Annotated in this window: 16 protein-coding genes and 5 pseudogenes; 14 read left to right on the forward strand and 7 right to left on the reverse strand. The window is 35.9% G+C overall.

The window, feature by feature from the left end; genetic code table 11:
* Window positions 1-211: 211 nt before the first annotated feature.
* Window positions 212-1356, reverse strand: a protein-coding gene (locus HBN42_RS00855) for an IS3 family transposase (protein ID WP_165992825.1) whose coding sequence is annotated in 2 segments (ribosomal slippage) — window positions 212-1125 and window positions 1125-1356 — 1146 coding nt in all. Because the reading frame shifts where the segments join, the coding sequence is not laid out codon by codon here.
* A 154-nt stretch (window positions 1357-1510) separates the two neighbouring features.
* Here HBN42_RS00855 and HBN42_RS00860 point away from each other — a divergent pair.
* Window positions 1511-2633: pseudogene (locus HBN42_RS00860) on the forward strand (IS3 family transposase).
* A gap of 105 nt (window positions 2634-2738) precedes the next feature.
* Here the strand turns inward: HBN42_RS00860 and HBN42_RS00865 are convergent.
* The 5 genes from HBN42_RS00865 to HBN42_RS00885 form a co-directional block, all read right to left on the reverse strand.
* Window positions 2739-3365, reverse strand: coding sequence for an ABC transporter ATP-binding protein (locus HBN42_RS00865; protein ID WP_165992827.1), 627 nt, complete (start codon window positions 3363-3365; stop codon window positions 2739-2741).
* Window positions 3349-4152, reverse strand: a complete 804-nt coding sequence (locus tag HBN42_RS00870; RefSeq protein ID WP_165992829.1) for an ATP-binding cassette domain-containing protein — start codon at window positions 4150-4152, stop codon at window positions 3349-3351. Before HBN42_RS00870 ends, HBN42_RS00865 begins: the two co-directional genes overlap by 17 nt.
* 11 nt (window positions 4153-4163) lie before the next feature.
* Window positions 4164-4985: an ABC transporter permease gene (locus HBN42_RS00875; protein ID WP_165992831.1), complete on the reverse strand. Its 822-nt coding sequence runs from the start codon at window positions 4983-4985 to the stop codon at window positions 4164-4166.
* Complete coding sequence (locus tag HBN42_RS00880; protein ID WP_165992833.1) at window positions 4982-5959, reverse strand: ABC transporter permease; 978 nt, start codon at window positions 5957-5959, stop codon at window positions 4982-4984. The genes HBN42_RS00875 and HBN42_RS00880 overlap by 4 nt, the downstream gene beginning before the upstream one ends.
* A 112-nt stretch (window positions 5960-6071) precedes the next feature.
* On the reverse strand, window positions 6072-7700 hold the full coding sequence (locus HBN42_RS00885) for an ABC transporter substrate-binding protein (RefSeq protein ID WP_165992835.1): 1629 nt from the start codon (window positions 7698-7700) through the stop codon (window positions 6072-6074).
* Between the two features lie 960 nt (window positions 7701-8660).
* On the opposite strand from HBN42_RS00885, the gene HBN42_RS00890 reads away from it, so the two are divergent.
* From HBN42_RS00890 to HBN42_RS10020, 3 genes and pseudogenes are all read left to right on the forward strand, one after another.
* Window positions 8661-8879 carry a helix-turn-helix domain-containing protein gene (locus tag HBN42_RS00890; protein ID WP_165992836.1) on the forward strand — a complete coding sequence of 73 codons (219 nt, stop codon included), beginning with the start codon at window positions 8661-8663 and terminating at the stop codon, window positions 8877-8879.
* A gap of 266 nt (window positions 8880-9145) precedes the next feature.
* Window positions 9146-9394, forward strand: coding sequence for a DUF3173 family protein (locus HBN42_RS00895; protein WP_165992838.1), 249 nt, complete (start codon window positions 9146-9148; stop codon window positions 9392-9394).
* Between the two features lie 2 nt (window positions 9395-9396).
* A pseudogene (locus HBN42_RS10020) lies at window positions 9397-9540 on the forward strand (tyrosine-type recombinase/integrase); the annotation flags it as partial.
* 182 nt (window positions 9541-9722) lie between these two features.
* Here the strand turns inward: HBN42_RS10020 and HBN42_RS00905 are convergent.
* Window positions 9723-10073: pseudogene (locus HBN42_RS00905) on the reverse strand (transposase); the annotation flags it as partial.
* Between HBN42_RS00905 and HBN42_RS00910 the strand changes: the two are divergent.
* The 10 genes and pseudogenes from HBN42_RS00910 to HBN42_RS00955 form a co-directional block, all read left to right on the forward strand.
* A pseudogene (locus HBN42_RS00910) lies at window positions 10063-10797 on the forward strand (SspB-related isopeptide-forming adhesin); the annotation flags it as partial. The pseudogenes HBN42_RS00905 and HBN42_RS00910 sit on opposite strands and share 11 nt — an antisense overlap.
* A gap of 11 nt (window positions 10798-10808) precedes the next feature.
* Window positions 10809-10988 (forward strand): annotated as a pseudogene (locus HBN42_RS00915) (hypothetical protein); the annotation flags it as partial.
* A 374-nt stretch (window positions 10989-11362) separates the two neighbouring features.
* The gene (locus HBN42_RS00920) at window positions 11363-12496 is read left to right on the forward strand and encodes a lactate oxidase (RefSeq protein WP_165992840.1); all 1134 of its coding nucleotides are present in this window, start codon (window positions 11363-11365) and stop codon (window positions 12494-12496) included.
* A 206-nt stretch (window positions 12497-12702) separates the two neighbouring features.
* Window positions 12703-13317 carry a glutathione S-transferase family protein gene (locus HBN42_RS00925; protein ID WP_207927381.1) on the forward strand — a complete coding sequence of 205 codons (615 nt, stop codon included), beginning with the start codon at window positions 12703-12705 and terminating at the stop codon, window positions 13315-13317.
* Between the two features lie 1368 nt (window positions 13318-14685).
* On the forward strand, window positions 14686-15564 hold the full coding sequence (locus HBN42_RS00930) for a CPBP family intramembrane glutamic endopeptidase (RefSeq protein WP_165992842.1): 879 nt from the start codon (window positions 14686-14688) through the stop codon (window positions 15562-15564).
* A 40-nt stretch (window positions 15565-15604) separates the two neighbouring features.
* Entirely contained in the window at window positions 15605-16270 is a 666-nt protein-coding gene (locus HBN42_RS00935; protein WP_165992844.1) for a CPBP family intramembrane glutamic endopeptidase, read from the forward strand.
* Window positions 16271-17395: 1125 nt separating this feature from the next.
* Window positions 17396-17803 carry a hypothetical protein gene (locus tag HBN42_RS00940; RefSeq protein WP_165992846.1) on the forward strand — a complete coding sequence of 136 codons (408 nt, stop codon included), beginning with the start codon at window positions 17396-17398 and terminating at the stop codon, window positions 17801-17803.
* Between the two features lie 575 nt (window positions 17804-18378).
* On the forward strand, window positions 18379-20967 hold the full coding sequence (locus HBN42_RS00945) for a pneumococcal-type histidine triad protein (protein WP_207927380.1): 2589 nt from the start codon (window positions 18379-18381) through the stop codon (window positions 20965-20967).
* Window positions 20968-21598: 631 nt separating this feature from the next.
* The gene (locus tag HBN42_RS00950; protein ID WP_165992848.1) at window positions 21599-23122 is read left to right on the forward strand and encodes an MSCRAMM family protein; all 1524 of its coding nucleotides are present in this window, start codon (window positions 21599-21601) and stop codon (window positions 23120-23122) included.
* An 853-nt stretch (window positions 23123-23975) separates the two neighbouring features.
* On the forward strand, window positions 23976-24710 hold the full coding sequence (locus HBN42_RS00955; protein WP_165992850.1) for a CPBP family intramembrane glutamic endopeptidase: 735 nt from the start codon (window positions 23976-23978) through the stop codon (window positions 24708-24710).
* Window positions 24711-24740 lie beyond the last annotated feature (30 nt).

Below are 24740 nucleotides of genomic sequence, written 5' to 3' on the forward strand. Positions count from 1 at the left end.
TCTTTGGCAGGATTTTTGTTTTATATAGGTTTATTACCTATTTTGGTCAAAGGAGTTCATTTATAAACTTTGGGCGAGAACATTTTAAGAAGTGTTCTCGCTTTTTTATTTTCAGGAGGAAATGATGCAAAAGAAAGAATAGTTATCACGACAAATTGTGATGTGCCATCTCATACTGGACTAATGTCAAATAAGTAGACAGAAAACCGAGTTATTTCATTGCATTAAAATAATTTTCTTCTTTCTGATTAGGAGTTAGTCCTAGATTAGCCGTATGTGGGTTGTAATTGTTATAAAAATTCTCAATGTATTCAAAGCAATCTAATTGAACCTGTTTGATATTTTGATAATTTTTTCGGTTGATTTGTCTATGCTTCAAATACTTGAAAAATGCTTCAGTTACGGCATTATCATAAGGATATCCAGGTTTAGAAAAAGACTGCATGATATTGTTGTCATCAATTATTTTTCTAAATTCCATGGCCTTAAATTGTGACCCTTGGTCGAAATGAAAGAGAAGTGTTCCTTCCATCTTTCTTTTATTAAGAGCTAATTCTAGAGTATCACATGCTAACTTTGCATCCATACGATGACTTAGTTTCCAAGCAATACATTTTCTAGAATAGAGATCAAGTATTGCGCAGAGATAAACGTGTTTCTTATATCCGATAGAGATATAGGTGAAGTCAGTTGTCCATACTTGATTTGGTTGATTAGGATTAAATTTTTGGTTGAGTAAGTTCTGAGGGTAAGTTTTTTGAGCTTTTTTAAGAGCTCGTTTTGGCTTAACAGTTGCCATTTTAGGGAGCGCCATATTCTTCATAAGACGGTAAATTCTTCCTTCAGAGCTTATTGTGTCATAGTCTCTTTGAAGAATGACCTTGATAGACTTCACACCAAGTCTTTTGTTTGCTTTGGTATAAATCTCAAGTATTTGTTTTCTATAAAATTGATTATCCAATTCTCTTTTTGAGGGCTTATGTTTTAGAAATTTATAGTAAGTGGAGCGATTGATACGTAAAACACGACACAAGGTTGTTGTGGCGTGTTCGAAGCGCAACCGATAGACAGCGAGGAGTCTTACTTTAAGTTTTGCATGAATATGGCACTTGCTTTTTTTAAGATGAGGTTCTCCTCTTCAAGTTGGGCATTACGTTTTTGTAGCTCTTGTATTTGCTTTGCAGTAAGTACAGAATTATCTTCGAGTTTGACTTGAGAATACTGTTTGATCCATTTTGCAAGCGCAGAAGCGGATACACCATAGTCTTTACAGAGTTCAGACTGAGTTTTTCCAGTTTGATAAAGGTTGACAAGAGATTGTTTAAATTCTTCATCGTAGCGTTTAAATGTTGACATAGGATGTCCTTTCGTTTTGGTGTCTTTTAAAACAGATTATAGCACACAATGTTCTGTCTACTTTTATAGTATACATCCAATTGGCACTGCACCGAGTAAGTGGGACAGAAGAAAAACACTCCTAATTCTAGTAAAATAGAATTAGGAGTGTTTTATTATGGTCAAAAAAGCTTATTCATTAGAAACAAAATTATCCTGTATTGAAATGAAGAAATCAGGTAAAACTGAAAAAGTTATTATGGATACACTTGGTATTAAAAATAAAAGCCAAATATACGCTTGGTGGCGCTGGTATCAAAAAGGAGAAACGTATCGCTTTTATCAACCTGTAGGTAAGCAATATACTTACGGTCAAGGAATGGAACAATTATCTGAAGTTGAACAATTAAAACTTCAAGTTGAACTCCTAAAAAAGTATCAAAGCTTGATAAGGAAATCGATAAAGTAAGTCTTATCAAGCTTGTGGAAGACTATAAAAACAACTACCCGATAGCTGTCATTCTAGACTGTTTTAAGGTCAAACGGTCGACCTATTTACCGTTGGAAAAAGGAGTATGAGAAGCCGCAAAAAAAGATGACGTCATTGAATTAATTGAACAACTCTGCATGGAGAATCACTTTATTTATGGCTATCGTACCATTACACGATTGCTCAAAAAGATTCACGGATTGACTGTTAATGCAAAGAAAGTCTATCGTATCATGAAAAATAATGGCTGGCTTTGTCGGACACGTACCAAGAAAGTTCCCAATTTGGGTAAAGCTTATTATTTAACAGATAACAAATTGAGTAGGGATTTCCATGCAGATAAGCCTATGGAAAAGCTTGTAACAGAGATTACCTACCTATATTTCGGTAACTGTAAATTGTATCTCTCATCAATTATGGATCTCTATAACCGAGAAATTATAGCTTACACTATCTCAGATTGTCAGGACACGGATTTTGTACTAGACACCCTTAATCAGTTAAAATTGCCTAAAGGAGTAATCTTACACAGTCAGTGTATACTTCTATGCCTTACTACCAGGCTTGCACAGAAAAAGGCATTATCCGCTCAATGTCTCGAAAAGGGACACCGGCAGATAACGCCTGTATTGAATGGTTTCACTCCGCTCTAAAGACTGAAACCTTTTATCTCCAAAATAGGAGAAAATACAACAAAGATAGTATTACAAATATTGTTAAAAATTACATTACATTTTATAATGAAACTAGAATTCAACGTCATTTTAAAAACCAATCTCCTGTTCAATTCAGGAAATTGGTTTCATAAGAGTGTTTTTCTTCTGTCCCATTATTGGGGTGCAGTGCCTTTTCCTGGTTTTTTTAATGGTGTGATTTTGTTAGAAAAAGACTCAATAGGTAATAACCGTAGGTGTTAAGTATGCTTGAACAGTTGAGTACGATTCTCTTCAATCATATAGCACGCGTCACAGAGTTTTTCTAACATAGCAAAATCATGACTAATAATGATGAGACCTAAATTTCTATCCTTTACAATCTCCAACAGGCTTTTCCATACACTAGCTTGTGTAATGCTATCCAACATAGTAGTCATTTCATCTGCAATAAGGTATTTCGTCTCTGGATGTAATGAACGCACAATCGAAAAGCGTTGCAATTCCCCTCCCGAGAGTTCACTAGGACGACGCTTTAGCCATTTTTCTTGAATGCCAAAAGCATCTCGCAAATCTTGACTTGGATAGTAGGCTTCTTCCAAACTTTTTTTCATAGGCCATAAAGGATTCATGGTTTGTTCAGGATGTTGTTGGATAAGTTGTACAGGTCTAAATGCTTTGTTAGGCAAATGACTGCCATCAACTAATACTTCACCAGATTTAGGCTGCAAAAAACCGGCAAGCACTCTGGATAAACTCGTTTTTCCACACCCACTTTGTCCAAATATACCTAAAACTTGACCAGGTGCTACCTCTAAATTAATCTCCTTAAAAAGCCATTGATCTTTTTTATGATAAAAGCCAAGCTTTTTAGCCTCTAAGGTCATGAGTAACTCCTTTCAAAAATTCTTGCTGAGGGAGTGTGCGCCATAAACTTCTCGCAAATTCTGTTTGTAATTGCTCCCCACCTCCGCTAAAAAAGCTAGCTGGGGCTGTTTCAATAGTTTTTCCCTCTTTAAAAATAGTTATACGATCCGCAATTTGACTAGCTGCTACAATATCATGAGTGATAAAGATAACGCTTATTCCATTATCTGCAAAGGAGCGTAGTTGATCTAAAACCATTTGCAGAGCATCTGGATGTAATCCAGGGGTGGGCTCATCCGCAATAATCAAAGAAACCGTATCACTAATACACGTTGTAAACAAAACACGTCGGAGCATTCCGCCAGAAAGTTGGAAAGGATATAAGTCACCATCACTTTCTTTTAAACCAAACTGTTGAAACAATCCTTCTTGAGTAGCCTTAGCATTTTCTGAGATACCCAAGCGCACCTGATGCTTGACTTTCATAGATGGATCTAAATAATTAACGGATTGTGGAATCAACGTCATTTCTTTTCCTCGCAACTGTTTGATGAGTTTAGAAGTTAGTGATTGACCCCGATAAATCATATCTCCTGTTACAGCTGCATTTTTAGGAAGAATATCCATAATAGCATGTGCTAATAAACTCTTGCCTGAACCACTAGCACCTATAATAGCTAATAACTCACCTTTTTTAACTTCTAAATTCAGCGCTTGTATCGGTGTTGATTGAAATGGTTTTAAAAATCTTCCGTATTGAGTGAAGGTGATGGAGAGGTCTTTAATGCTTAATAATGTTTCTGTCATATCTCTACCTCCTAAAAATGATCCGTTTGAGGGTAAAAGAGTTTCTTTAAGGATTCTCCGATAGTGTCAAAGGCATTGACAACCAAAATAAGATAAAGTCCTGGAAAAATCACCAACCACCAATTTCCAAGAGAGATATGCTTAGCTGCCTCTGACAGAATGATACCAACCGAAGGTTGTTCGGCAGAAAGGCCAAATCCTAAGAAAGTCATGGATGCTTCATGCAGGATGACGTGCGGAAATAAGAGGATAAACCCAATGAAAATTTGAGAAGCAATCAAAGGCAGGATATGATGCCTCACAATATAATAAGGCGTTTTTCCCATGCTTTTAGAGAGCTGGACAAAGGCTTTATTCTTTAAATCATAGACTTCATTGCGGATAAGCCTTGCTAGAGAGGGCCAATGGGTAACAGCTGTTGCAACGATAACCCCTTGAGCCCCTTTCCCAACAACAAAAGAAATGAGAATCATAAAAATCAAATGAGGCATACCAATAAACAAATCAACCAACCAGGCTATTATTTTATCAATAAGACTATTTCCTAGACCTGCAAGCGCTCCAAAAACGGTCGCAAGAAAGACTCCCATAAGGGCACCTAATAAGCCGACTTGTAAAGAGAAATAAAGGCCTTTAATCGTTCTGACAAACATATCCCTACCTAAACCATCTGTCCCAAAAAGATGGTTTAATGAAGGAGCGAGGTTGCGTAAAGCTACATTGGTTTCCAAAGGCGTCCTATAGAAATAAAGGTTTAAGGCTAGAATACTAAGAATGAGAGAAATGGCGATACCTAGTTGCCATAAAACTATCGTTTGACGTCTCAATATCATACTTTTCTCCTTAACTGTGGATTGATGATGCTATTTAAAATATCCGCAATAAGATTGCCCGCAAAAACAAATAATGTTCCTATCATCACAATAGCTAGAAGTAGCGGTGTATCACTTTTAAGTCCTGCTTCAGTGAGGGTAGACCCTAAGCCAGGATATGAGAAAACTTGCTCAGCAAGAACAGATCCTCCAAACAATTCTCCAAAATAGGAAAAATGTAGTGTAATAGCTGGTACGATAGCATTTCTAAGGCAATGATTTTTAAAGATTTGCCACTGTTTTTCCCCACGCGCTCTGGCAAATAAAACATATTCACTAGAAAGCACCGACATCATTTTAGTTCTCGTATGAAGAGTGACATTGGCAATACCTAAAATGCTTAGCGTGAAAACAGGTAACATAAGGTGCTTAATCCGATCAGCTAACGTAATATCTTGACTCAAAGTTCCTATCGGGGAAGAAATACCAATCGGGAACCACCCCAGCTGGACAGAAAAGATTAATAAAAAAATGAGTCCAATCCAAAACGTTGGTACTGATATCTGAAGGTATGAAAACCACCTGACAATCCGATCAAGCAATTTCCCTTGATGGAAAGCTGATAACGTTCCTAAGATAAATCCAATAAGACCCGATAAGATCCAAGAGAGTCCCATAAGTATGAAAGAAGCACCTGCCCGTGATCTAATAATATCACTAACAGGTTGCCGATAAACAAGTGAAGTCCCTAAATGTCCCTGTATCACATTTTTCAACCAAATAAAATATTGGACTAGAGCTGGCTTATCCAAGCCATAGTGGTGAGCAATCGCTTTGTACTGAGCAGGGGTTAGTGATGTGTCATAATTGACACTTGCCATGACAGGATCTACTGGAGATTGTTTTAACAAAACGAAGGTCAAAACAGATACCCCAAAAATAAGTGTGATACATCTGATGATTTTCAAGATGATAATAATGGTAGTACGTTTCACAATGAAATCTCCTTAATCAATAAGAAAAGGAGCCGAGGAAACGATCAGCACAGTTTTGTGTATCTTGTTTTCTCAGACTCCAGACTTAAAGTCGCTGTATTAACTAAACGCGTTACTTAGTTGATTCATCCCAAGTCCACTCGGCAATGTTAGCCAATAATGACCAATCATGACCATGACTGTGGACGCCTTGTTTACCTACATTGATACGTTTATCACCAATATAAGTATGGTTAAGGCTCACCAACCATACATTTGGCAAATCTCCAAGAGTAGAAGCACCTGTTTTGCCATCCCACTGCGCTAACTTCCAATATTCGTTAGCTTTGTCAAGGTCAGAAGATGTCATTGCTTTGTCAAGGTACTTAGTCACGGTAGGATTGTTATAAAACGTAATATTGGTCCAACCTTTACCTGCTAGGTTTGGATGATGTGATTCATAAAATTGCTGCGCGTGATGACGTCCTCCGGCATAAAGTAAGGCTGAGTCATGTGACTTAGTTGCCATTTCATCCCAGTTACTAGCCTTGAGTTTAATAGTAATCCCTAGGGCTTTGGCTTGCTCTGCTACTTCAACGGCTAAGTTCGCTCGCAATTGATCATTAGTAGGGTAGTACAGATCAAACGCTGCATCAAGGTCACCTTTTTTACGGCTACCGTCTGCTTGTTCTTTCCATCCAGCTTTTGTCAACAATTGTTTAGCTTTAGCTACTTTATTATCTTTAATGGCTGTTTTTGGATTCCAAAATGGTGTTTTATCAATAATTGAATAAGCTGGTTTACCATAACCATTTAAAACCGTATCGAGAACTTTTTGTCTATTTAAACCAATAGTCAAGGCTTTTCGGATTGCTGGATCACTAGTGACATCATTTCCTACAGGGTAACCGTCAGGAGAATCAGTGATGACGCCTTTTTTCACATAAGGTAATGATAAGCCGCGCACATCATTTGATGGAATGTCAAGGAGGCGAGTGCCTTTGACTTTTTTATCAGCAAGTTCTGGCGTCGCGTAGATCATATCAACATCACCAGATTCTAAAGCAGCTAGTGCTGTGTTTTCATCAAGTAAGACCCAAGTCCACTTTTTAAAGTATGGTTTTTTCCCATGCCAGTAAGGGTTACGAACAAAAATAGCTTGTTCTCCAGCCTTATATTCTTTTACCATGTAAGGTCCTGAACCGATAGGATTGCTCTTATACTTATCATTGTAATGTTTTTTAGGGACGATTGGGATTTCAGTCAACTGTGCTGTAAATGTCGAATGCGCCTCAGTCAAATGGATATTGACCTGATTTTTCCCAACTACTTCAACGTTCTTAATAAAGGTTAGATCCCAAGCCTTTCCATCTGCTTTCAACATATCATAAGTAAACTTGACATCATCAGCAGTAACAGACTCACCATTGGAAAATTTAAAATCATCATTTAAGTCGAACGACCACGTTAAGCCATCCTTAGAGATTTTATATTTTTTAGCAAGCTCTCCTTTTATGTCTAGGTCAGGAGAACGTTTCAATAGGGTGCTATGGGTAATATTACCTTCATTATGGATTCCATAACGGTCCTTTGGATCGAATTCATGAGGGAGCTTTCCCCCCATAGAAACAACCAATTCATCTTTTGGTCGTTGCTTCCGGCTACGATCTTTTGGTTGAGGATTTTGTTGATGACATGCAGCTAAAACAAAACTAGTCAGAACCAACGAAACAACAGAGAAGTATTTTAGGTATTTTGACATTATAAAATCTCCTTATTTCTAATTGATAAATAATATTTTGTAAAAATTTACTTCATTATAACAAGAAAGGAAAGAGAAAGCAATTATTTAACTGGTTAATTAAAGTTTTCCTTGATTGATTTTCAGTCTTAAATAGGCTTTAAAATACGGAGAGTAAATAGCAATCTGTATTAGGCAATACTATTGAATAAGAAGAATCTTGCTTAACCATATGAGCTAAACTATCCTTTTGTCCTGATTGGTAAGTAGCAGAATCTAAATCTGCAAAGGTTTATATTTGATTTGGATTATTAAAATTATGGATAGTCTTAATTTCAGCTATAATAATAGCACAAAGGCGAGTTCAAGTTGATCATTAAGAGATTAATCTCATCTTGAACTTGGTTAATCTGTTTATCGTAGTGTTTAATACTTTCGATTAATTGCATTAGTTCTACGGATAAAGCAGATGAATTATTACCAACAGTCTGTTTATTTATTGTATCTTGCTTACCTTATCAGCGGTCAGTCAGTTAATTTTAAATAATGATGAGAACAGAGCATGAGTTATCTTTTGAGAGGAAGGATATTTTATTAGTAACTCATAAATAAATTAGCTATGAAGTTTACTGACGATTCCGTGGAGTTCAAGGAAGATGATCTCAAGCAATCTGATATATACTTCTTGAATTTAGACCGTGCTGAATTAAGCGGTTTTGATAGTGTGTTAGTTCTTTTAACTCATGCATTAATTTATTAGGAGTGTGATCAAACCGTAGTTTACGAGCAATTAAAAGAGCGTCTTAATTTTTCTAAGAGATTGTGATTTGACAAACCCTTTGATAATAAAAGGGGCTATACTAGCGGCAGCTACCCGCTAATATAAATATAAGAATTCTAGCATTGACTTTTTTATGCCGATTTAGAATAAAAACTAAAATTCGTTTAGATTTTAACTATAATTTTCTTAGGAACAAACGAATGTGTAGGCGTGTTAAAAACCTGAGAGAAGATTGTGATTTAACTCAAGAATATCTTGCAAAGTATCTATCATGCAGTCAATCGTCCTATTCAAAAATTGAGACTGGGAAACGGCATTTACCTGTTGATTATCTTATTAAGCTTTCAGAACTTTACCATGTTAGTACAGATTATATTTTAGGGTTGACAGACTATCCTTGTCGCCTAAAAAATAAATAGTCGTCTCTCCTTAGTTGTTCATTGATAACTTAATAAATCAAAGTGGGACTTTCTTATTTGTTGAGCAATTTAGTATGACACGCAATGATATGAGCGGTGATTGTTGACTATAAAATAGAGTGGTTCTCTATCTGCCACGACCACATATAAGGATAATGATACATCTGTACGTTCAGGCTGCCAGCGTAAAAGGACAGCGGGTGAAATGCCCATGAGTGATTTAACCATTCATACTCACTAAGGATAATTTTAAAAAGGAGAGAGGCATGAAGACTGTAACATATAAAAACTTAATGCAAATTGGCTTCCCTGAACATACTGCAAGAAACATTATCAAGGAAGCAAAAAGAATAGCTATAAAAAAGTTTGAAGAAGCTCGCGAACTTGACCAAAATGCGGTACAATTAAGTAAATCGCCCTTTGATAATAGAAGACTTGGTATTGCTCCTAAAGATATTGTAGAAGAGTTAATAGGTATTCCACTCTCTGAAGAAAGTTTAGAAAGTGAGAATTAAAGATGACTATAAAAAATCAAAAAAAGTACAAAGGTGTTTATTGTGATAAGAATGGGAAGATATTTTATCAAGCTGATCTTGGTGTAGACCCAGTAACAGGTAAACGAGTTCAAAAGAAAGCCAGAAAGAATCAGTATGGAAAGCCATTATACTACCCACAGAGTAACATATGCTGTTGTTACACTTAAATAAGAAGCACATAGCAATTTGAGAGCGGAATCCCAATTTACCAATCTTTTATAGCTTATAGCGATTTAAAGAAACTGATAAATTGATTTGGTTTCCTGTCAAAAATGGCTCTTTGTCAAGTGAAGTGGGTAGACAAAACCTAACATCTGGAGAGAACAACTTTTGTTCTCTCTTTTTGTATGTTTAAAGCGATGAGTAATCTGGTTTTAAAATTTTTAAAATTTCTAAAGCCAAAAGCATTACGCTTTATGACTTTAATAATGTTGTTAGTAGCTTCTAGTTTGGCATTAGAATAGGGTTGTTCAAGGGTATTGATAATTTTATCTTTGTCTTTTTTGAAAGTTTTGAATACCGTCTTGAAGATAGGATTGACTTGCTTGATATGGTCTTCGATAATGGCAAAGAAATGTGTACTGTTCTTCTCTTGAAAGTGGTAGAAAAGTAATTGATAAAGCTCATAATAATACTTTAGTTCGTCAGAGTATGTCAAAGATAACTCAGGCAAATTTGTCCCAATCAATGGCTCAATCATTAAAGTGACAGATGAAGGGTTGGCTTGTTCAGGGTCAAACCGTGCCAGTGATTTAAATTTCTCAGAAGAATGGGACACGTCTTACAGTAAGTATGCCTATAAGGGAGCTATTGTATCTACAGTAACTTCAGGGAATACTTATATGGTAACTTTTGGCCAATGGGATATGTCACAACAAGTTGGGCTCTCTTACTAGTTTGCCTTAAATACTCTTCCAGTTACACGAACAGTTAAATCCTACAGTCTGAAACCTTATGTCACACCAAAACTGGATCCAGTTCCTGACCCTATCAAGGTGACTCCTAAAACCTTCAATCCAAAAAACTTCACACCAGAGCCACCTGTTACCTTTAAGGAAAAACCGCTAGAGAAAGTCTCTCAACCGAGCTTAACCTTGACCAAGGTAACCTTGCCTAAAGCGCCTACCCCAGAACCCTTACCAAAGGCTCCAGATGTGCCAACGGTTCATTATCATGATTACCATTTAACCACAACTCCAGAAATTATGAAAGAACTGGTCAATTCCGACAAGGTTAACCTTCACGACAAAACAGTCACTAAGGCCTCAACAGTTATTTACCCATTAACCCGTTGATGCGCTATCACTTAATCGTCCGAAAACTAGTCAACCGAGCTTTGAAGAACCTCCCAGCAGGTTACGCTTTTAACCTAGCGACAACTCGATCAGACAATAGTGATAAGAAATTGTACGATGTTCAATTTTTTAACCGTTATTTTGAAGATAAAGAGGCTAGAGATATTCAAGCATTAGAAAATCTTCAGGAAGATTATCAGACTTTTCGAGAGGAGCAGCATAAGGAGAAAGTCTCCGTAGAAGAAATCGAAAAAGCATTCAAAAAATACAAGAAAAAATGAGATGCCATCCATGAGTTTAAAGTTGAACTTACGGAAAATCAGATTGAGAAGTTATTTAAAGAGCTGTTACCAATTTTGGAGAAAACTCCATAATGACTATTAATATTTACTATGTTCATTCCCGATCATTACATATATCAATTAGTAAAAAACTGTCTGAGTTAGCTCGAACAACTTAGGAACTATTCGTTTTGTATCAAAAAGGGAATAATTTGTTTCACTTGATTTCATAATTGAAGAATAATTCTAAAAAAGTATTATATCTAATTGTTTTTGTAACAAGTTTGAGATACCTAAAGAGACAATAGCTTGACAAAATTACTATGTGGTGATAAATTTTAGATACAAATATTTTAAGAGAGGTATTGACTATGACTAAAGTTAATGGTTACGAACAATCAGATCGTGAAGAAAAAATTTCTATTCTGAATTTACCAAGCTTAGAAAAACGTGCTGAAGAAATCATTCCTAAAGGCGGTTTCGGTTACATTACAGAAGGTTCCGAGTACGAATGGACTCTTCAAGAAAATACAAAAGCCTTCGATCATGTTCAAATTGTTCCCAGAGTATTGACAACTGTAGAAAATCCATCAACTAAAACTAGCCTTCTTGGTATCCCTGTTTCTATGCCGATTATAGCAGCTCCCATGGCAGCGCAAGGTCTCGCTCATTTTAGAGGGGAGTTAGCGACTGCTGAGGGGATGGCAGCAGCTGGTACGATTATGAGCCAGAGTACATATGGTAATTCTACTATTGAGGAAACAGCGAAAGCTGGGAACGGTGCTCCGCAATTCTTCCAACTTTACATGAGTAACGATTGGAGTATTAACAAAGCTTGGCTAGATGAAGCCGTTTCTTACGGATACAAAGCTATTGTTATGACTGTGGATTCGATGCTAGGTGGATACCGCGAAGCAGATATAATCAACGACTTCAAGTTTCCAATTCCTATGGGAAATCTTGAAAAATTGTCCGCAGGAGATAGTCAGGGTAAAGGAATTACGGATATTTATGCGGCAGCAGCCCGAGTGATTACAGCGGATGATGTCAAAAAAGTTATCGAGTACACTAATTTACCAGTCATTGTTAAAGGAATTCAAAATCCTGAAGACGCTGAGCGTGCTATTGAAGCAGGCGCTGCAGCAGTTTGGGTGTCAAATCATGGAGGACGGCAATTGAATGGAGGACCTGCAGCATTTGATGTCCTACGGGCAATTAGTCAGCGCGTTAATAAGCGAGTTCCTGTGATTTTTGATAGTGGTGTTCGCAGAGGTTCGCATGTCTTTAAGGCTCTAGCGAACGGTGCAGATATGGTTGCACTTGGTCGTCCAATCTTGTACGGACTCGCACTCGGTGGTTCCCAAGGGGCTCGAAGTGTGGTAGAACATCTCAATAAAGAATTAAAAATTGTTATGCAGTTAGCTGGTACACAAACGATTGAAGATATTAAAAAAGCAAATCTAATTCGTAAATATCCTATTAACGATTCATTAAAAAGTATTTAAATTATTAGGGTATCTTGCCTTGCTGGTGTAGAGGCAAAAGTTCTAGAATAGTTAATTGTCATGATGATATTATGATCATTATATTCAGTTGTAAATTGTTACAGTTTTAAAAATTAGGAATCTACGCGGGTAAGGTTTGAAACAATTAATTGGTTACGTCACTGAGCATAGTGGCGAATGATAACTAGTACAAGGAGAAAATAATTATGTTGACACTTTATTATGCGCCAGGAACCTGTGCTTTAGCTTGTTGGATCGCCCTTGAGTGGACAAAAGCTGACTATCGTGTTGAGAAGGTAAATCCAAGATCGGAAGAATATAAAGCAATTAATCCACTTGCTATGGTACCTGCACTTGATATTGGAATGTCACGTCCAATGACACAGGCGGACGCTATTTTGCAGTATATTTCGGAAAAATATCCTGAGTCTGACTTGGGTAGTAATGAGGGATTAGAAAATCACTTTGAATTCAATGAAACCATGGCATTCTTGACAGGAGATTTTCATCCTGCTTTTTGGCCTATGTTTGGTCCATTTCGTTACACAGTGTCAAAATCTAATAAAGATTTTGAACTTATTAAGGAAGCGTCTTATAAGCAAATTGACCGAGTTATGACCCATTTGGATAACCTTATTGGAGAGAGTGAGCATGTTTATCAAGATAAGCGTACCATAGCAGATGCTTATGCTTTCATCATGGCATTGTGGTCTGAAAAGACTCCTAAATCTTGGCAAGAATATTTGCATTTATCTCGTTTTATGAGAAAAATGATGGAGGATCCAATTGTGCAGCTTGTTTTAAAACAAGCTAATCAATAACTTTGCCTGATTTTAACAATCTTTGAATTTCTCTTGTTGTGCTGTAATTTATGATTAGCCATTTAAACACTGCTTTAGTTAATAGGGGTTCAAGATGGCAGATTAGTTTTTGCCTAGTTAGATGCCGTTAGATATAAATTTATCCAAATTAATAAACCTGTAAAAAATTTGAAAATCTAGGTATTTAAATTTATGTAGCTTAAGGATGCTTTTTAATTAGTATATGACTTTTGCATGGAGGTAGCAAAAACTATATACAGAATAAAAAGAGAGACTTGACTCATGGTGTTAGTTGATCTGAAAGTATAATAAAGAAGCTAAAAGAACGATACTGTGGGTGCTTCACTGGAGCGAATCTTCTGTTTGTCTTGTCACTTGTAGTATAGCGTGGATATGTCAAGAAAAAGTAGACAAAAAGTTAAGTGAAAACGACAAAAATAATCATTCCAAGAAAAAAACATTTGATAAGGCGTTTATATTAGCTGTTATTAAGCTATTGTTTAAGAAGGTCAGTCTGTAAAAATCGTTGGAGAAACTTTAGGAGTTTATTCTAATAGCTTATATCACTGAGCTCAAGAATACGAAAAATATGGTGAAAGTGCATTTCCAGATCATGGGAGTGCACTTTGTTATGATTAATTTGCGATAAAGAAGTTAGAAGAAAACAGTTTGTTAAAGAGGAAGTCGACCTTCTAAAAAAGTCTCAGTTTCTAAAGGAGAATAGTGCTAACCTAATCATTCATCATGTTTGTCAAACACTCCAATTGTCCTGTTCAGGTTTCTGTGTTTATTTAAAGGAGTGCCGATCACCAAGACAGATGGAGAATGGCTTAAACGATGTAGGATTAAGGTGATGAAGGAAATGCGTTTATTACTCTAATTATTTTTATGAAAACTATCTTTTTTAATATAGTAAATGCGATTACATTATAAAATTATTGAAAATAGATTGTTACAAAAAGAACTTTCTGCTATAATTAACTAGTTAATTTATGGGATAATGGTATGAAAAAGAAAAATTAGGTATTATCTGGCTGATGATTAATCAGTCAGCTTTAGATTGACAGCTTGTCAATCTAAAGCAAAACAATCAAGTAAGAAAGTAGGTACATAGAGATTTAAAACAGAAAAAATGGTAACGGTACCAAAAATCTCATAAATGACTTGCTGGTGTAAACCTTCCGAGGCGTTGATTTTAGGGAGTCATGCAATAGCATCTGATTTTATTGGATGCCTTTTGTAAAGGTGGTTGGATTCATATAGCACTTTCAGTATGTCTTTGCTAGAAGTTTAAGCAATCAGATTTTGGCGGCTTAAACTCGCGACTAGACTAATAAGTAAACATATCTGTTATGATTGGAGGTCTTTATGACAGAAGAAACTTTTATTATTGCCAAATCTGGCTCAAAATATAACTTCAGCTGGTGGCAGGCACCTATTATCGGTTTTTTCCTGCTATTATTAGGAGAAGTTCTTGGTGCTCTCATTTTTGTGACTCCTTTGATAGTACTGGGAATTGAATTTGGTCCTTGGGGAACTCTTTTGCTAGAGCTTACTTTATTTGCTCTCATTGCAGTTATAGTTATCTTTTGGGCACGAAAGGTTGAAAAAGCGCCATGGCTTGGTCTTGGGTTTACTAAAAGGTATGCTCTTAGAGATTTTCTCATTGGTTGGGGACTTGGTGCAAGTATGCTTAGCTTTTGTGTCTTTTTGATGGTCATCGTTAAAGGAGTGAATGTAGAAGGTGTTCAATTTTCCTTTGATTTATTTTGGCATTTTATTCCCCTTACACTTGCTTGGTCTATTCAAGGAACGACAGAAGAAATTCTTTGCCGGGGATGGTTATTCAGCAGTATTGCCGTAAAAAACAAAGTTCCTCTTGCTATTTTGGTCTCTTCACTCTTTTTTGCTGCTATCCATTTGGGTAATGATGGCATCAATCTCATCCCACTACTGGATCTCTTTTTATTTGGAGTATTAGCAGCTTTGGTCATGCTTAAGACAAAGAATATCTGGGTTATCAGTGGACTACATGCCGCTTGGAATTGTTTTCAAGGTAATGTTTTTGCTTTTAAGGTGAGCGGTTCTGATACAGGAGCGGCTTTTATCAAGGTCAGTCAACAAGGGCCAGATTGGTTGTCCGGCGGCTCTTTCGGTGTAGAAGGTAGTGTCATCAGTCTCTTGGTACAAGGAATCATTATCGGATGGCTTGTCTATGAATTATTTATCAAAAAATGTCTAACTTAAAAAATAATACTTAAATTAGAATCATTGGAGGATTAAGATAATGGAAACTCTTAAAAAATATCGCACTTGGATCGTCTTAGCATTTTATCTATTCATAGTTTACTTTAATAAGGAATTTCTAAACTTGTTGCATATTGAGGGGAAAGCGAAGCACTATGGGTTTTATCTGACACATATTGTCATGTTTTTCCTTGGCATCGTTTTTCTCTATGGTGATGACTACAAAAAAGATTTTAAGAAATTTTCAAAAAAGCTCTTTCCTAATATAGGGCTGTCTGTTATCGCCTATTTTGCCACTTTAGTACTGCTTTTTATTGTTAACCTCTTTATCAAAGACGTAAGTAGTAATGTGGCTGAATCAGTCGAAGCACTCACACAAACCGGGTTCTTACAGTTTTTAGGTGTTGTCATTGCCAGTATAATCGGTCCCATGAATGAAGAACTTGTTTTCCGTAAAATTCTGATTGGAGATATGAAGAGGTACTGCTCTTCTAAAGCAATTCGCCTAGTGATTTCTAGCGTACTATTTGCCTTGATTCATATATTTTCTTGGAGTGAATTAGTGGCGGCTATACCTTATTTAGTTCCAGGATTTGTCTTGGGAGGTCTCTATCTTTTAAAAGAGGAAAATATCGCTTTTTCATGCTTGACACACATTTTTAATAATAGCGTTGGCTCCATCTTAAAAATGATTTTAAAAGCATAATGGAATAACTTGTATAAAAGATAATCACAGTACCTTAATTAACTTAGTGATTATTAGTATTGGTTTATGGAGTACACCAGCGCTACTCTTAAAGAAAGCTGATATTGAAACAGTGCATAGAAAAAACGATGACAGACGTAAACACGTTTATAAAGTGTGACTTGGAAGGATAGTGTATTCATATTAAAGAACCAGAGAAACAACTCAATCTTCTTAACTAGATTGAGTTGTTTCTTAGTATGGTATCACTAGTAAGTCTTTAAACAATAATAATCAAAGCAACCTTTTGAAAGAGATTTTGAAAAGAGCAGATCCTAGCTTGATCGAACTGGAGTTGGGTGAAACTGATATTCCGTCACTAGTTGTTATAAATCAAGGGTTTCGAGGAATTGCTGATTTTCCAAAAATATAATCTTCCTTGTAAAGATGTTGAACCCATGATAATCAACAACGATGGTGCAGATAGAAGGGCTAAATTTGGACATCATCTTATTGAATCAGCCAATGGCACTTTAGCTCCCCAAATGAGTCAAAGAATAAATAGTTATAACCAGGTGTCACCTGAATAAGTTGAAAAATGATAAGCAACTGGCGGCTCTCATCTCCTCTGATGCAATACTTATTCTCGAGGAAGAGTAACTTGTAAAAATAGTTAGTTAACTTAAAAAGTCCATCTACTAGTTTATGCTCCCAGGTTTACAAGCTTGAAAAAAGATGGAGAATACATGTTAGCAGACAGGAACGCTTACCATTTACCCAGTTAGAAATTAAACGATTTTAAGGGATTATTTACCAATTTTGCATAAGTCAAGTAACGTATTGTCGACTATATGTACGTTTTTACCGGTAATTTAGCTAATGAGTTTAATGGTTTGGGTACAGTATTGCAACATTCAGAAAAAAATAATTGATTAGAGGTGGCAACCAAATCAGAGGATAATAAAATTAAGATAGAGGAAAATAGATATGGTATTAAATAGAAAAAAATGAACGGAATTAGCTTGGTATGATATTGGTATTCTACATTTGATTATGTTTGGTCAGGCAATTTAGACCTCGCAATTTCAATTTTTCCAACTTCAAAATAGTTAATTGGGTTTGGAAGATACCCTAAGCTTTTCTTCTATGCAAAATATTCAAGCTATAGGTAGTCAAGGGTTACTTTTTATTTTAGCATTCTTCTATCTGCTAATCAGAAATGTGGACTTTAGAATTTTTACAGACCGAATCAAGTGGACCAAGCGGGTACCATTACAGATTATTGGTTTCTTTTTGGTTTCAACTCTTTTGATGGATGTTTATACTTATGTTTCTTATTACATACCTTATATGATGACCCCAAGTGTGTCGAGTGTTTTTTCTGAACTTGATATCACCCTAGTTCTTTATTTTTTACTGAATGGCTTTTTTTTAGGTATCTGCTTAGCTGTTAAACCAAAGCATATTTATTGGGGCTGTCTCTTTTCACTCCTCGTTCGTATCAGTTTCCATACTTATCAAGGCTTGGGAGGTGTTATTGCTCTGTTGTTGTGAACTGGCTAGCAAGGAGGCAAGAAAATCTGTCTATAAGCGCGATGACATGGGGAGGAATTTGCTTGTTCATAGTTTGTTGGATGAGTTGGAATAGCTAAATTAGGTGTTTTGAACGTCGATTAAAGCGCCCTCTCTCAAGTATTTGGATACATGGAAATAGTTGGCAAATTTGGTAGAAGTGGCTCATTGGGACTTACTCCTGTTGGTTTCGTCACTTACAGTATAGCCCCCAGGGGCTTTTTGTGTACTTTGAGTTGAACTAGCATAATGAGTATGGTATGTACTTTCTCAAATAGATATAGCAAGGCAGAAATCTAGAATTTTTTATACTTAATCTTCCAAAATTCTGTTGTGGGTAAGGGCAAAGTTATCATGGCTGTCTATTCTCGTTTTTTATTTACTTGTCGAAGGGACAGTGTAGTGGTATAATTAACCAGTTAAGCATTAACCTATTGATTATATTCAAAATGATTATCTACTCAATGCTTTTAAAATAGTTTTTTACAACTGCTCTTGCAACAATAACGTTTTGACAATAATTAATGGAACGAAATAGAAGGAGAATCATATCAATCATGAAACAACACAAACGTCTTTTGTATTTGGCTGGGACACTTTTAATATGCAGCCTCACTTTAGCAGCTTATCAATCATCCACCCAAAAACAGTCACAAGAACCGAAAAAACATCAAAAAGTTTCTAAAGCTTCCAAAGTCTCTAAAGCAAAACATCAAAAAGCTGATTCTAAGGAAATTGCTGGGATAGACAAACCAACAAATGACGGTTTTTTGTTGACTGACGAGTCACAAATTGAGGATAAAACTGATGCTGGAATAATTGTTAAACATGGTGACCACAAACACTTTTTTTTCTATGCAGATTTAAAAGGAACCAAGTGGGCATACTTAATTCCAAAAAGCTATCATGAAGGTGTTAATCCTACCCAATCTCAAAGTACTCATACAAACTCACCTTCCGGTCAAACGGAAGATGGGTATGTTTTTAATCCCCGAGACATTGTGGCAGAAGATCTCAATGGTTATACTGTTCGCCACGGAGATCATTATCATTATATTCTCAAATCAAGTTTAGCACATTCGACCGTTCGTCAACTCACTTCAAGCAATGTTACTAGGCCAACTATTGCTCCAATAATCCATCGCCGAGGTGGTAATCCAGGGATTGATTTTCAAACAAGTGATGGCTTTTTATTTGATGGAACAAATATCAGTGGCACAACAGACACTGGAATCTTAGTAAAGCACGGCAAGCATTTGCACCCAATCAGTTTTGAAGATTTAAAAAATAGTAAGTGGCATTATCTAATTAAACAGTATAAACCAAATGCTAAGCCAAAGAGTCAGTTACCAGCAAAACCAACTGCCAAACCATCAATAACAGAGGATACAGAATATCAGAGTAAGTTGGCTTATCTGGCCAAGGGGCTCAATGTAGACCCTTCACGGATTAAGAAAATCATCGTTGATGGTCAAGTTGGATTAGAATACCCTCACGAAGATCATACCCATGTTATTCTGTTGAAAGAAATAGATCTTACCAAACCATTTGAAAAACCAGAAGATCGTATTCTTAAGCAGAGAGACGATGAGAATTTTGAGCAGAGAAAAGAAAGACTCATCAAAGAGTTTATGAATCGTTACAAGGTTAAACGTGAAGATATCACAATTGATGGCAACTACATGAGCATTCGCCACGGTGACCATGCGCATGTTTACAAAATTGACCCCAATTTACCAGATGATCCTGAGCGAAATGTCAAAACAGAATCTACTAATCTTGAGGTAGAAAAACAATTGGTCTATGGCCCTTTCTTCACAGAAGGCGCAAGAGAGAATTTAACACGCAACGGGGTCTATCAAAAATACAATCCAAGTGGTATTCAAAATATCAAGAATTTCATCTTACTGACTTTCAGTACAAACAGCGAGTACGGTGATTTAGAAATTGATGGTAAAAAAACCAAGAGAGTCTACTACTTGGTTCGTAAAGATCTGAATTGGGAAGACTTACAGATTCAACGCCCAGATGCCGTAAAAAAAGAAGGTCGCATCTTTAAAGGTTGGAGTGCTGAACTACCAACATCTGGAAAGATGTCCAGAGAACATAAAGGCTTCTATGCTGATTTTAACAGGATTAAAAACCAGCCTACGAAAAACATATACACTCCAAGCGATGACATCACCGACATTGATTTATCAAATTATGTTTCGGTTAAATATACGACTATATCAAATGGTCGTCTTCAGTTAAACAACCTTGTTCAGGGAGGTTTTACTTATTTTGTGAAATCTGGCTTGACATGGAAGGAGGCTAAAGAGCAAGGACTCGTAGAACCTACACCTGTGCCAAATGACAACTATGAATTTATTGAATTTAGAGGCGTTAGTATTGGTGGTGTGAATGAGAATGATCCAGTTAGCACCACAATCAATTTAGCAGCATTTGGGACTACTGCACCTCACATAGGCCCATATACTGCAGCAAACCCTGATAATCCAACAGATATCAATGATCCAAGCAGACATCCTAATTATTATTGGCACAATCCTAAAAACTATGTTGCTGTAGCTTTTAGGGCTGAAGAAGGTGGTCGACTACAAACTCGTTTAGGTACCAGTAAAACTGTTGTATATCTTGTTAGAAAAGGATTGACACTCAATGAGTCAGGGATTTTCCCACCAGTATTAAGGAACGATCCTGGCTACAGGAGAGATTATACAAAACCTATTATTCCGAATGCTGCATGGGAAACTCCAATTTTAGAGGATACTGTTTTTAATATTGATTTTGATAAAATTACAAGTGGAAACACGGGAAAGAATAACAATTTGAATAACAGTTCATGGCTTGATGACCTTTTACCGAAGAGGTCTAATGGTTCAAATACTCCAAATAATGATTGGTTGCCGGGTGATCCCCTACCTAGCACTCCTGGAATACCAACTCATATTGAAAAGTCAAACGACAAATCAGATGATACATTGAACCACGCTCCTAAGGGTACAGAGACTGATGACACCCATTTAAGCACAAAAACAAACGAAAACGACACATCTGAATCTGGGAAAATTTCTGAAACGAAACCAAATCAAAATATTGTTGACAATTCTTTGGTAAATCTCAATAAGCCAACAGAAGATTAAATCTGAAATGGTAAAAACCAATCGTTTAAAAATATAATAGGTCTCTAATTAATGTTTCATCAAAGTTGTCAGCTTTTTTATGGATAATGATTTAGGGATTGTATCAACCTTAATGGATAGATGAGGTTCATCTGTATAAAGTCCTGAACTCATTTATTTTTATTGAGAGGGCAGTTGGACTGTAAGCGCCCAATAACAAGGTATATTATAAAAGGTTCCAGAGTCACGTCAGACTCTGGAGTCTTTTTCTACTTACAATTTGAGGTATTTTGAGTTAAACTAGCACCACGGGTATATTCTATATAAAATAAAGCTCAAGAAAAACGATAAAAACACCCTTACTCAGCTAAAATTGGTCATCAAATAAGATAATTGTATGGAGAACATATTTGTAAAATTTTGAGGTTTCACTTCGTTAGTTTAAGGTCATAAAACTATCAGAGAACATGAAGAAGGATTAGAAAAGGATAACAATATGAAGTCAAGTGAAGCTTTCCACTCTATTATGGTAATACATAAAGTGGAGATTTTTGCTTGACTCCACTCTTAAAGAGTGTTATATTTAAAAAGTTAACCAGTTAAGTAATTTGCTGGATTAATCAATATATATACATAAAATTAAGGAGTTATTATGAAACGCAGTTCTTTGATAAGTTTGGTAACAGTAGCTACTTTGGGCTCAAGCTTTTTATTAGTTCCTATGGATTCTGTGAAAGCAGAGGAAACGTCCCCTAAACTGATTTCACAACCCCAACAGGGATTTAGTTTTACGGTAACCGTTTTAGGGGGTAATGGAAAGACCTTATCTAATCAAGAAGTGACTCTTTTTGATGTAACGAGTGGGCGAGTAGAACATGCAAGAGGGCTAACAGATAAATCTGGCAGAGTGGTCTTTACTAATCTGCCATTGAGTCATAATTTTTCTGTAAGCATCAATGGTATTATTCAAGGATATACAGTCCGTACAGATCAAACAAATCGTCAAATGGCGACCAGCTTTACTATTCCAGGAGAAGGTGTAGGCCTTCCTACTTACTCAGTAAGTCCTATCACCATTACTGTTCGAGATCAAAATGGTGAAGTACTCTCTGGTCGAGAAGTGAGTTTAAAAGATACTAAAGGAAATCTCATTTCAAATCAATTCAGTGATGCATCTGGTAATGCAACTTTTTCAGATAAGCTCATGGAGGGAACCTTCTATGATTATTATATTGGTGATTCAAAAATTGGTCAAGCGATGCCTGGACAAGCACGTAATGCCTATGTTGACACAAGTGTTGAAGAAGCATCAGCAACAAAACAAGGTTTCAGCTTCACAGCAACAGTCTTAGGTGAAGATGGTTTGACATTATCAGGTAAAGAAGTTACCCTGACAGATATTACTGATGGGCCAAATGGTCAGAAGATTTCGGTTAAAACAAATGCTGAAGGTCAAGCGATTTTCAAAGATCTCACTCTATCTCGCAACTATGGTGTTTCAGTCGAGGGGTCTGATCAAGCCTATACTGTTCGTACGGACCAAGCAGGTGCTAAAATGAGTGCTAGTTTCTTTTCAAAAGGGAAGGGTGAGAAACAACCTGTATATAGTTCGGAAGCACTAGTTGTAGTTGTTCGAAATGCTGATGCCGAAGGGCTTGCTGGACAAAGAGTTCGGTTGAAGGATTACCGCGGACAAGAAGTGGCTAGCGGTATAACTGATAAAGATGGTAAGGTTACAATTACGAAAGGATTGTTAGATGGTACCTATTATGATATTTCAGTCAATAGTTTGGAAAGCATAGCAAAAGCTATGCCAGGCCAAGAACGATCTGTTTACTTGAAAGACAACCAAATCTTTAAAAAAGGTGATAACCCTTCGAAAGAGATATCTAAAGTGAAGGATGAAGTAAGTGATATTCACGAGGCAGACGCAGGACGCTCATCTAGTAATCAGAGAGAGTTAGATAAAAAGATTTCTCAAAACATTGATGATCAGAAGACAGTTAAAAAACCTTCTTTTCTATCTCAATCTGGTGCTAAGCAAGTTAATCAAAAATCTCTTTTGCCTAATACAGGTGAAAAACACCATACTTTATTGGCTTGGTTAAGCTCAGTTTATCTATCAGTTGCAGCTATTATATTTTTGATAAAAAAAAGAACAAAAAATAAGTCGTGAAAAATCAGTACAAATTACAAAATTTAAATGTCAACCCATCTCAAGATTAAAAAAGATATAACGTATGATAGCCATCATTATTGTCTCCTATTGCTTTCCATGTATTTTTTATCTTAATACAAAGGGGATAGTCAGATTCAGGGAAACCGAAATAACTATCAAAACTAAAAATAAATAAGGAATCTACCCTAACTATCTATCCTCCAGCTTACAGTAGTAAAAAATGTAACTGGGGGATATACTTTGATATACATTTAATTTTCTATTAGGATACCATAATTTCGATTTTATAAGAAAAAATATACCTTTCTGATAAGTTTACGTCTTAGGAGCTTTTGATGGGATGTTCCAATGCCTTATAATCAGATATTTATGCCTGAAGATAATGGAGGAAATTGACACACTAGTATATTTTATTAAGAGTATATTTGAATGTGCTGACTTCAAATAGCTGGATAATATACTTAAAGTCGAGTTGAAAATGTCAAGAAAACATATCCAAAGATAAAACAGGCTATTTATATTTTTTGATATTGGAGATATTTCAGAATTTAATGCGGACTATATGATAATGGATGAAGATGTCGTAAAAAAAGGAAGTCGTTGAAAATTTTCATATAGCAAATAAAAGGTGTTAGTGTGGACTATTAACTATCAATAGTCGATTGCTACACTACTTGATACCAAGAATGATGGGATAATCACAGATAACATTAAGTGAATTCATGGTGTATTTGAAGCAATAAAAAATAAAAAAAGATATTGATGCTATCGTTGAAAAGATATAAATATGTTAAAATAAAATGTAAAAGAAAGGAGGGCATGATTATTAGTTTAGAATCATGCAGATTTTATGAAAAAGAATAATACGATTTTAATATGGCCTGTGCTATATATAATATCAATGGGGATTGTTAACTATATATGTAGTAGAATGCACAACACAACATATTCAGATCCTAATTATATAGTATTAGTAACGCCATTTATAGCAGTTATGGCAGCATTGACTATAATTTGTTTTATTTGTCAAAAGGATAAATTAAAACTTCCGTGGAATGAGAAAGGGAGTCTTGCCTTATTTTTGATAATTTTTATTCCGATAGTAGGTATGACCTTGTTCTCTCTATTTGTACAAGGAGCTATGTCAAAAGCTGTTTTGATGTCCATTATAGGCACTTTATGTGTAGGAATTGCAGAGGAGTTTATGTTTAGACGCATTCTGTTTATCGGGGTGCTTAATAAAGGAAATCTTAAACGTGCCGTGCTTATTTCGGCAATCTTTTTCAGTCTTTTACACTCGGTTAATGTTTTATCGGGTGTACCGATTAAGAATATGTTCATGCAGTTAATAATGACTTTTATCGCCGGTTTGTATTATGCATTTATGTATTTGTATACAAAAAATATTTACTTACTTGTGGCTGAACATTGGCTTTGGGACTATCTTACAGTGAGTGTTGCAAAGAGGATTCCTTGGATTGGTGGTGTTATGGTATTTCTTACTCTAGCACAAATCATTATGATAGTGATTATTGCACGAAGATCTAGAACGATGCTTTTAACAAAAAATAAACGGAACATTTAACTGAAGAATAAAATTTATAACATGGAGAAT

Source organism: Streptococcus catagoni, from assembly GCF_011421425.1.
GTDB lineage: Bacteria > Bacillota > Bacilli > Lactobacillales > Streptococcaceae > Streptococcus > Streptococcus catagoni.